Origin of the sequence: Streptomyces sp. NPDC059787 (assembly GCF_042732315.1) — a bacterium.
GTDB lineage: Bacteria > Actinomycetota > Actinomycetes > Streptomycetales > Streptomycetaceae > Streptomyces > Streptomyces atrovirens.
In genome coordinates this window covers 1-9,179 of sequence record NZ_JBHWHX010000063.1, presented here as the reverse complement: position 1 = coordinate 9,179, position 9,179 = coordinate 1, and the positions used below count along the sequence as shown (strand labels likewise).

Sequence of the window (9,179 nt, the reverse complement as noted above, 5' to 3'; positions counted from 1 at the left end):
TCTGTTTTTTTTCCTGGTTGATTGTGCGGGGTTAAATTTTCCGTTTTTTTGGGGCTTTTTTTTCGCGGGGGGGGGGGCTCGGCCCCCCGCCCCCCGCACCGGGAGACACGGGAACAGCAAGGAGACAGCGGTGCCAGGAGTGCGCAACGGAGTGCGGGCCAGCCAGTTGGACGCCCGCTGGATCAAAAGCCGGCACAGCAACGCCGAGGGCAACTGCGTCGAGGTGGCCCTGCTGGCCGACGGGGGGATCGCGATGCGCAACTCCCGCGACCCCGACGGTCCCGCCCTCGTCTACACGGCCGCGGAGCTGGCCGCGTTCCTGGCCGGCGCGAAGGACGGCGAGTTCGACCACCTGGTCTGAACGCCCTCGCCGAACCGGCACCGGCCGCCCGGACCGGTGTCGGTGAAGCGGAGCTCGACTCGCCACTTCCTCGGGGCTTTCGCACGTGGATGCGGTGAGGGAGAGTCGGATGCGATAGTGTAAAGCGCCCTTGTGCCGGTCTGCTGGGAGTCAGGATGTCCGCCGCGTCGCATCGAATCTCCCGTCTGGAACCCTATCTGGACAGGCCCGAGCCCGCTCCGACCCTGTTGAAGATGCTGGTCGGCGTGCAACTGGCGGGCTTCCGCGACGACGCCGGACTGTCCCAGGACCAGGCGGCGCGCTCCGTCGGCTTCAGCCCGGCGAAGCTGTCCCGCATCGAGTCCGGCAAGGGCCGCCGCCCGCCGACCGAGGGCGATGTCCGGGCACTGCTGACGCTGTACGGCACCGACGAGTACGAGGCCTCGGTGCTGCTCAAGCTGCTTCTGCGGGCCGGGGAGCCGGGCTGGTGGCAGCGGTACGACAAGCGGCTGATGCCCGAGTGGTTCGACCGTCTGGTCGGGCTCCAGGAGGCCGCCGCCACCATCCGTACCTTCGAGATCCAGTACGTCCCCGGACTGCTGCAGACCGCCGCCTACACCCGCGCGGTGGTCGAGCGGGGGCTGCCGAACGCCCCGGCCGGCGAGGTGCAGCGCCGGGTCGAACTGCGCATGCGCCGCGCCGAACTGCTGACGCGCGAGGCCGCGCCGCAGATCTGGGCCGTCATCGACGAGTCGGTCCTGCTGCGCGTCCTGGGCAGCCCCGCGGTGATGCGCGAGCAGCTCGAGCACCTGGTGGCGATGGCCGAGCGGCCCAACGTGACGGTGCAGATCGTGCCGCTGGACGTGACGAACGCGTCGGCGCCCGCCATCCCGGTGACCTATCTGCGCTTCGGCGGGCTCGACCTGCCCGACGTGGTCTACCTGGAGCACATCAGGAGCGCCAACTTCATCGAGGACCGCGACGAGACGGAGGAGTACCGGATCGCGCTGGACCGCCTCGCCGACGAGGCGCTCAAACCGCGCGACTCGGTGGAACTGCTCCGCAGGGCGATCGAGGAGCGCTACACCACGGCGTAGCGGCGGGCGCGAACACGCCGACGCCCCCATGGGACCCGAACGGTCCCGCGGGGGCGTCGCGGCGTCAGGGGCTACAGCGGGAGCCGGCCCACACCGCCGAACTCGATCCACTCCTGGGTGAGCTGACGGGGCGCCACCTCGGTGTCCGGGCGCCAGGTGGACACCTCCACCAGGCCCGGCTCCAGGATCTCCAGGCCCTCGAAGTACGACTCGACGTCCTTCGGCTCGCGCACCCGGCCCCAGTGCCCCTGGGTCGCCTGGTTCATGAAGTCGGTGACGAACTCACGGACTTCGGCGTCCTCGCTGACGAGCTGGCACATCACCATGAAGCTGCCCGGTGCCAGCCGCTCGCGCACCCGGCGGGCCAGGGCGAGCGGACCGTCGGTGTCGTCGTCCGGGATGCAGTGGAAGACCGAGTTGAACAGCACGCAGACCGGCTCCGAGAAGTCGATCAGCCGACGGGTCTCCGGGTGGCCGAATATCCCGTCGGTGTCGCGCATGTCGGCCTGGATGACCACGGTGCGCTCGTCCTGCTCCAGCAGGGCGCGGCCGTGCACCAGCACCATCGGGTCGTTGTCGGCGTAGACCACGTGGGTGGTCGGGTCGATGCGCTGCGCGACCTGGTGGACGTTGTCCTGGGTGGGCAGGCCGGAACCGTGGTCGAGGTACTGCCGTATCCCGTACTCCTGTGTGAGGGTGCGGACCACCCGCTGGAGGAAGCGCCGGTTGTTCAGCGCCAGACGGCGGGTGCTGGGCACCACCTTGTCGAGCTCCTCGGTCGCGGCACGGTCCGCCGCGTAGTTGTCCTTGCCGCCCAGGTAGTAGTCGTACATGCGCGCCGCCGTCGGCACGGTCGCGTCGATCTCGGTGGACAGCTGCTTACCGGTGTGCATCGTTCCCCCTGCGGGCCGCGCCAACTGGACTGGCTGGACAGGGAGTACATCCTAGGGAGCCGCGAAGGGGGCGTGCCAGCCCGTCGGCGAACGTCGCCTGGAAGGAATGACGCGCCGGTCGCTCCAGATAACCCATAGTGTCTTACAGGATGCTTAGGGTGAGTGCTTGCGCTCCGGAGAGGGGGTACTCGCGGGGCGTCGCCGTTTCCCCGTGGGAGGTCGGACCTTGGACAGCTCGACGGACCGGATCGCCGACCCCTGGGGCCCGCGCACCCCTTACGCGCCCGGCACCCCCTGGCCGGCCCGCACCGACACGCACCTGGCGGAAGGGGTCGCGGAGGAGGACGTGGAGCGCTGGGTGCGGTCCGCCTCCATCCTGCACTCCAACGGCGACGCGCTGGACATCGCGGTGCGCGACGGGCGCATCGTGGGCGTACGGGGCCGTGCGGTCGACCGGGTGAACCGCGGCCGGCTCGGGCCCAAGGACCTCTACGGCTGGCAGGCCAACCACTCACCGGACCGGCTGACCAGGCCCCTCGTGCGGGAGAACGGGCGGCTGGTGGAGTCGGACTGGGACACCGCCATGGACCGGATCACGGCCCGCACGAGGAACCTGCTGGACGAACGTGGTCCGGGCGCCGTCGGCTTCTACACCACCGGACAGCTCTTCCTGGAGGAGTACTACACCCTCGCCCTCATCGCCCACGTCGGCATCCGCACCAACCACCTCGACGGCAACACCCGCCTGTGCACGGCGACGGCCGCCGAGGCACTCAAGGAGACCTTCGGCTCCGACGGCCAGCCCGGCTCGTACGAGGACGTCGACCACGCCGACACCATCGCCCTGTTCGGACACAACGTGGCGGAGACCCAGACCGTGCTGTGGATGCGGATCCTGGACCGGCTGGAGGGCTCCGACCCGCCCCGGCTGCTGTGCGTCGACCCCCGGTACACCCCCGTCGCCCAGCGCGCCGACGTCCACCTGGCGCCGCGCCCCGGCACCAACGTCGCGCTGCTCAACGCCCTGCTGCACGAGATCATCCGCACCGGCCGGACCGACCGCGCCTACATCGACGCGCACACCGTCGGCTTCGACGAACTCGCCGCCCGCGTCGAGGAGTGCACCCCGAAGTGGGCCGCGGAGATCTGCGACGTCCCCGCCGCGCAGATCGAACGGGCGGCGGAACTCCTCGGCGGCGCGCGACGGCTGCTGTCCACCGTGCTGCAGGGCGTCTACCAGTCCCACCAGGCCTCCGCCGCCGCCATTCAGGTCAACAACCTGCACCTGATCCGGGGCATGCTGGGCCGCCCCGGCTGCGGGCTCCTCCAGATGAACGGCCAGCCCACCGCCGAGAACACCCGCGAATGCGGCGCGAACGGCGACCTCCCCGGCTTCCGCAACTGGCAGAACGACGCGCACGTGGCGGAGCTCGCCGAGATCTGGAACGTCGAGCCGGACGCCATCCCGCACTACGGCCCGCCCACCCACGCGATGCAGATCTTCCGCTACGCCGAGCAGGGCTCGCTGGGCATGCTGTGGATCACCGGCACCAACCCGGCCGTCTCCCTGCCCGAACTCGCCAGGATCCGCTCGATCCTCGCCCAGGAACGGCTGTTCACGGTGGTGCAGGACCTGTTCCTCACCGAGACCGCCCAGCTCGCCGACGTCGTCCTGCCGGCCGCGACCTGGGGCGAGAAGACCGGCACCTTCACCAACACCGACCGCACCGTGCACCTGTCGGAGAAGGCCGTCGAACCACCCGGCGAGGCCCGGCCCGACCTCGACATCCTCCTCGACTTCGCCGCCCGCATGGACTTCCGCGACAAGGACGGCGGGCCGCTGATCGGCTGGCGGGACCCGCAGGGCGCGTTCGCCGCCTGGCAGCGGTGCAGCGCCGGACGCCCCTGCGACTACACCGGACTCAGCTACGACAAGCTGCGGCACGGCAGCGGCATCCAGTGGCCCTGCACCGAGGACGCCCCCGACGGCACCGCCCGCCTCTACACCGACGGCTTCGACCACGCCCACCCCGACCGCTGCGAGAGCTACGGCAAGGACATGGTCACCGGCGCGACCGTCACCCCGGTCGAGTACCGCTCCCTCAACCCGGACGGCAAGGCGGTGATCAAGGCCGCGGAATACCTCCCGCCGCACGAGGACGCCTCACCCGAGTACCCCCTCCGGCTCATCACCGGCCGCACCGTGTACCACTTCCACACCCGCACCAAGACCGGCCGCGCGCCCGAGCTGAACGCCGCCGCGCCGGACGTGTGGGCGGAGATCTCACCCGCGGAGGCCGCCGCGCAGGGCCTGGCCGACGGCGACCTGGTCCAGGTCACCACCCCGCGCGGGGCGATGCGGGCCCGGCTGCGGACCACCGCGATCCGCGACGGCGTGGTGTTCGTGCCCTTCCACTACGGCTACTGGGACACCCCACAGGGCCACCGGCCGCCCGACGACCGGCCCGGCCGGGCCGCCAACGAGACCACCGTCACCGACTGGGACCCGCTCTCCAAACAACCCCTGTTCAAGACGGCCGCGGCCCGCGTCACGCTGGTCGCCCGGCGGGACGCACGGCAGGGCACGGGCACCGGGACGGCGGGGAGCGGCTCATGAGCGGCATCGGCATCACACTCCGCCTCCTGCACGACGACGAACGGGACCTGGAACAGGACCTGCTGGCCGCCGCCGAACGCCATCGCACCGAGCACGAGTTCCACCACGTCGCCACCGACGTCGCCCGCTGGTCCCGGGAACACGCCGCACGGCTCGCCGCCCTCGGCCCCGACCGCGGCGTCCGTCTCTCCGGCCCCCGCGCCCATCCCTCACCCGGGCCGCTCGCCACCTTGCGGGAGAAGGCCTCGGAGGCCCTCGGACGCCGCCCGGAGACGGGCCTGCTGCTCCTGCACGACCTGCGCGACCTGCATCTGGCCGCCTCGCGCAGCTCGCTCCACTGGGAGATGCTCGCCCAGGCGGCACAGGCCACCCGGGACCGGGAGCTGCTGGAGCTGGTCTCCTCCTGCCATCCGCAGACCCTCCGCCAGATGCGCTGGACCAACACGATGATCAAGGTGCTGTCGCCGCAGCTCCTCGTCAGCGCGTAACCGGCACGGGTGGCGGTCCCCGGGGAAGCCTGCGCCGGCGTGTGTGCCCCGCTATCGTCGGTTTCGTCCCTACCGGACGCCCGCTGCCCCGGGAGGCACGCATGGACGACTACTACGACCTCGGCGACCACCGCCGGCCCGTGACGACCTCCTCCGCCGACGCCCAACTCTGGTTCGACCGCGGGCTGGTGTGGACGTACGCGTTCAACCACGAGGAGGCGGTCGCCTGTTTCGAGAAGGCGGCCGAGGCCGACCCGGACTGCGCCATGGCCCACTGGGGCATCGCCTACGCCCTCGGCCCCAACTACAACAAACCCTGGGAGGCCTTCGACGGCGACGAACTCGCCGGCACCGTCGCGCGCACCCACCGGGCGGTGGAGCGGGCGCACGAGAAGGCCGCGCACGCCACCCCCGTCGAGCGGGCCCTCATCGAGGCCCTGCGCGCCCGCTACCCGCAGGCGGAGGCCGCCGAGGACTGCTCGGTGTGGAACGAGCCCTACGCGGACCGGATGCTCGCCGTGTACGAGAACGCCCCCGGCGACCCGGACGTGGCCACGCTCTGCGCCGACGCCCTGATGAACCTCACCCCCTGGCGACTGTGGGACCTCAAGGCCGGCCGTCCGGCCGACGGAGCCCGCACCCTGGAGGCCAAGGCCGTCCTCGACGGCGCCCTCGCCACCGCCGCGGGCGCCCGGCACCCCGGCGTCCTCCACCTGTACGTCCACCTGATGGAGATGTCCCCCACGCCGGAGGCGGCGCTCACCGTCGCCGACCGGCTGCGCGGCGCCGTGCCCGACGCCGGGCACCTGCTCCACATGCCCTCGCACCTGGAAGTGCTGTGCGGCGACTACCGCCGGGTCGTCTCGGACAACACCGCCGCCGTCGCCGCCGACGAGAAGTACCTCGAACGGGCCGGCGCCATGAACTTCTACACGCTCTACCGCGCCCACAACCACCACTTCCGGATCTACGGCGCCATGTTCGCCGGCCAGTCGGAGGTGGCCCTGGACGCCGCCGCGCGGCTCGAGGCCGCCGTCCCCGAGGAACTCCTCCGGGTGCAGAGCCCGCCCATGGCCGACTGGCTGGAGGGGTTCCTGGCGATGCGCGTCCACGTCCTGATCCGCTTCGGCCGCTGGGACGACATCCTGGCGCTGCCGTTCCCCGCCGACCCGGAGCTGTACCGCGTGACCACCGCCATGCTTCACTACGCACGGGGCGTCGCCCTCTCCGCGACCGGCGCCACCGACGGGGCCGAGGCGGAGCGGGCCGCCTTCCGCGCGGCCGTGCGCCGCGTCCCCGGGACCCGGATGCTGTTCAACAACACCTGCCACGACATCCTCGCCGTCGCGTCGGCGATGCTGGACGGCGAACTCGCCTACCGCAAGGGCGAGTACGACACCGCCTTCGCCGCGCTGGAACGCTCGGTCGAGCTGGACGACAACCTGCCCTACGACGAGCCCTGGGGCTGGATGCAGCCCACCCGGCACGCCTACGGGGCGCTGCTGCTGGAGCGGGGCCGCGTCGAGGAGGCCGAAGCCGTGTACCGGGCCGACCTCGGCCTCGACGACACCCTCCCCCGGCCCCTGCAGCACCCGGGCAACGTCTGGGCGCTGCACGGGTTCCACGAGTGCCTGCTGCGCACCGGCAGGACCGGGGAGGCGGCGATCGTCGCCCAGCAGCTCAAGCGGGCGGCCGCGCTGGCGGACGTACCCGTCGAGTCGTCCTGCTTCTGCCGGCTGGAGACCCACCACCCCTGCCACTGAACCGGCCCGGGCGCATGCCCGGGCCGGTTCGGTGAGCCGGACGCCGTCCGGCCTCAGCTCGCCTCGACGACGTCCTGGAACGTCTTCATGCAGGAGAAGCAGTGCCGGTCCGTCATGTGCCGACGAGTCGACTCGTCCTGCTTCTCCACTCCGCAGAGCGTGGATGACTTGTCCGACGTGAGGACATGCCACACCAGCTCTCCCGAAGTGTCTGCACCGCACCACATCTCGTGCATTCCCAGCTCCCTCCGGGTAGGCATGGAGGCCGCTTCCATACGAGCACGCCCCGGGCCCGGACGGCTCGTCCGGCGGGCCAGTCGGGTGATGTGCGGGGCCGGAACGCATACCGGCGGTGCCGGCCGGATCCTGGAAGGGCGACGAAGGCGCCGGTCGTGGCGCATCCGTCGTGCGGGTCGGGCGGACGGCGGGTCACCGTGCGCGGTGAGGTCGCCGGCCTCGTGAACCCCGACCGGGACGTGGTGGGGTTCCTGCGGCGCGCGGGACCGCCGGGGGCGAACGGCTGCCGGCCGATCCCGCCCGGTGCGAGTGGGACGGCGGCCGGGCCCACGTGCACGACGCGGCGCAAGGGACTCCGCGCGACCGCCACGGGGGTGCTCTCCACGCACCGCGGTCACCGTCGGCGCCGACTCCGACGGTGACCGCGCCTGCCCGTGTACCCCCGCTTCACACCGTCATGCCGTGCGCGCGGACACGGCTGCCTACGGACGCCCGAGCCCGTCGCGAAGCCCCGCGACCCGGCACCCGGGACGCCCGGCGCGGCGCACGAGACCGGTGAGATTGCCGGTCCGCACCGACCCCCTCCTCTCCGACAGTGGCACCGCCAGTCAATCGGCGACGCCCCCGGCCGGGGCACGGCCCCCACCACGCCGTGATCCCCGTGCACCGGCCGGCCGGGCGGCCCGCCGCGACAGAGAGGACCACTCGTCGTGCAGCAGCACCCCCACAGCAGCAGGCGCGGGACCGGCAGGTTCGCCGCACTGACCGCGGCGGTCGCCGCCGTCGTCGGCCTCACCACCCTCAACGGCCCCGGTGCCCAGGCGGCCGACAACCCCTACGAGCGCGGCCCGGCACCGACCGAATCGAGCATCGAGGCACTGCGCGGCCCCTACGCCGTGTCGGAGACCTCCGTCTCCTCACTCTCCGTCACCGGCTTCGGCGGAGGCACCATCTACTACCCGACCAGCACCGCCGACGGCACCTTCGGGGCGATCGCCATCTCGCCCGGCTTCACCGCCTACCAGTCCTCCATCGCCTGGCTGGGCCCGCGCCTGGCCTCCCAGGGCTTCGTGGTGTTCACCATCGACACCAACACCACCCTGGACCAGCCCGCCTCCCGCGGTGACCAGTTGCTCGCCGCGCTGGACTACCTCACCCAGCGCAGCGCGGTCCGCGGCCGTATCGACAGCAGCCGGCTCGGCGTCATGGGCCACTCGATGGGCGGCGGCGGAACCCTCGAAGCCGCCAAGGACCGGCCCTCGCTCCAGGCGGCGATCCCGCTGACCCCCTGGAACCTCGACAAGACCTGGCCCGAGGTCAGGACCCCCACCCTCCTCTTCGGGGCCGACGGCGACACCGTCGCCCCCGTCTCCAGTCACGCCGAGCCCCTGTACAGCGGCCTGCCGTCCTCCCTGGACCGGGCCTACATCGAGCTGAACGGCGCCACCCACTTCACGCCCAACTCGTCGAACACGACGATCGCGAAGTACAGCGTCTCCTGGCTGAAGCGGTTCATCGACAACGACACCCGCTACGAGCAGTTCCTGTGCCCGCTGCCCCGGCCGAGCCTGACGGTCGAGGAGTCCCGGGGCAACTGCCCGCACACCTCCTGAGATCCTCGGCTCCCGCCGAACGACCACCCGGTGGCGGCGCGCGGGAGACGGGGGGCCCCCGCCCGCGTTGGGGCGGGCCCCCCCGGAACGCCGGGGGCGCGGGGGCCGGCCCACCCGCGCGGGGGCCCCCC

At 72.1% G+C, this 9,179-nt stretch carries 7 protein-coding genes; 6 read left to right on the top strand and 1 reads right to left on the bottom strand.

Features of this window, described 5'->3' with window-relative positions; all coding sequences use genetic code 11:
- The first annotated feature begins 130 nt into the window (after nt 1-130).
- Complete coding sequence (locus tag ACFV5H_RS34360) at nt 131-361, top strand: DUF397 domain-containing protein (RefSeq protein WP_385056328.1); 231 nt, start codon at nt 131-133, stop codon at nt 359-361.
- 155 nt (nt 362-516) lie between these two features.
- Nucleotides 517-1,437 carry a helix-turn-helix domain-containing protein gene (locus tag ACFV5H_RS34355; protein WP_385056325.1) on the top strand — a complete coding sequence of 307 codons (921 nt, stop codon included), beginning with the start codon at nt 517-519 and terminating at the stop codon, nt 1,435-1,437.
- Between the two features lie 71 nt (nt 1,438-1,508).
- Here ACFV5H_RS34355 and ACFV5H_RS34350 read toward each other — a convergent pair whose 3' ends face one another.
- Nucleotides 1,509-2,330: an SAM-dependent methyltransferase gene (locus tag ACFV5H_RS34350; protein WP_385056322.1), complete on the bottom strand. Its 822-nt coding sequence runs from the start codon at nt 2,328-2,330 to the stop codon at nt 1,509-1,511.
- A 226-nt stretch (nt 2,331-2,556) separates the two neighbouring features.
- Here ACFV5H_RS34350 and ACFV5H_RS34345 point away from each other — a divergent pair, with 226 nt between their 5' ends.
- The 4 genes from ACFV5H_RS34345 (at nt 2,557) to ACFV5H_RS34330 (ending at nt 9,048) form a co-directional block, all read left to right on the top strand.
- Nucleotides 2,557-4,947 (top strand): molybdopterin oxidoreductase family protein, encoded by a 2,391-nt coding sequence (locus tag ACFV5H_RS34345; RefSeq protein WP_385056320.1) that lies wholly within the window; start codon nt 2,557-2,559, stop codon nt 4,945-4,947.
- Nucleotides 4,944-5,435 carry a hypothetical protein gene (locus tag ACFV5H_RS34340; protein ID WP_385056317.1) on the top strand — a complete coding sequence of 164 codons (492 nt, stop codon included), beginning with the start codon at nt 4,944-4,946 and terminating at the stop codon, nt 5,433-5,435. The genes ACFV5H_RS34345 and ACFV5H_RS34340 overlap by 4 nt, the downstream gene beginning before the upstream one ends.
- A gap of 101 nt (nt 5,436-5,536) precedes the next feature.
- A complete protein-coding gene (locus ACFV5H_RS34335) occupies nt 5,537-7,198 on the top strand; it encodes a tetratricopeptide repeat protein (protein WP_385198680.1) in 1,662 nt (553 codons plus the stop codon).
- Nucleotides 7,199-8,145: 947 nt separating this feature from the next.
- Nucleotides 8,146-9,048 (top strand): alpha/beta hydrolase family protein, encoded by a 903-nt coding sequence (locus tag ACFV5H_RS34330; protein WP_385198678.1) that lies wholly within the window; start codon nt 8,146-8,148, stop codon nt 9,046-9,048.
- Nucleotides 9,049-9,179 lie beyond the last annotated feature (131 nt).

What these genes read in the sequence shown, in the direction of transcription:
- ACFV5H_RS34350 (WP_385056322.1), bottom strand. Translation starts at nt 2,330, where the DNA reads ATGCACACCGGTAAGCAGCTGTCCACCGAGATCGACGCGACCGTGCCG.
- ACFV5H_RS34355 (WP_385056325.1), top strand. Translation starts at nt 517, where the DNA reads ATGTCCGCCGCGTCGCATCGAATCTCCCGTCTGGAACCCTATCTGGAC.
- ACFV5H_RS34340 (WP_385056317.1), top strand. Translation starts at nt 4,944, where the DNA reads ATGAGCGGCATCGGCATCACACTCCGCCTCCTGCACGACGACGAACGG.
- ACFV5H_RS34335 (WP_385198680.1), top strand. Translation starts at nt 5,537, where the DNA reads ATGGACGACTACTACGACCTCGGCGACCACCGCCGGCCCGTGACGACC.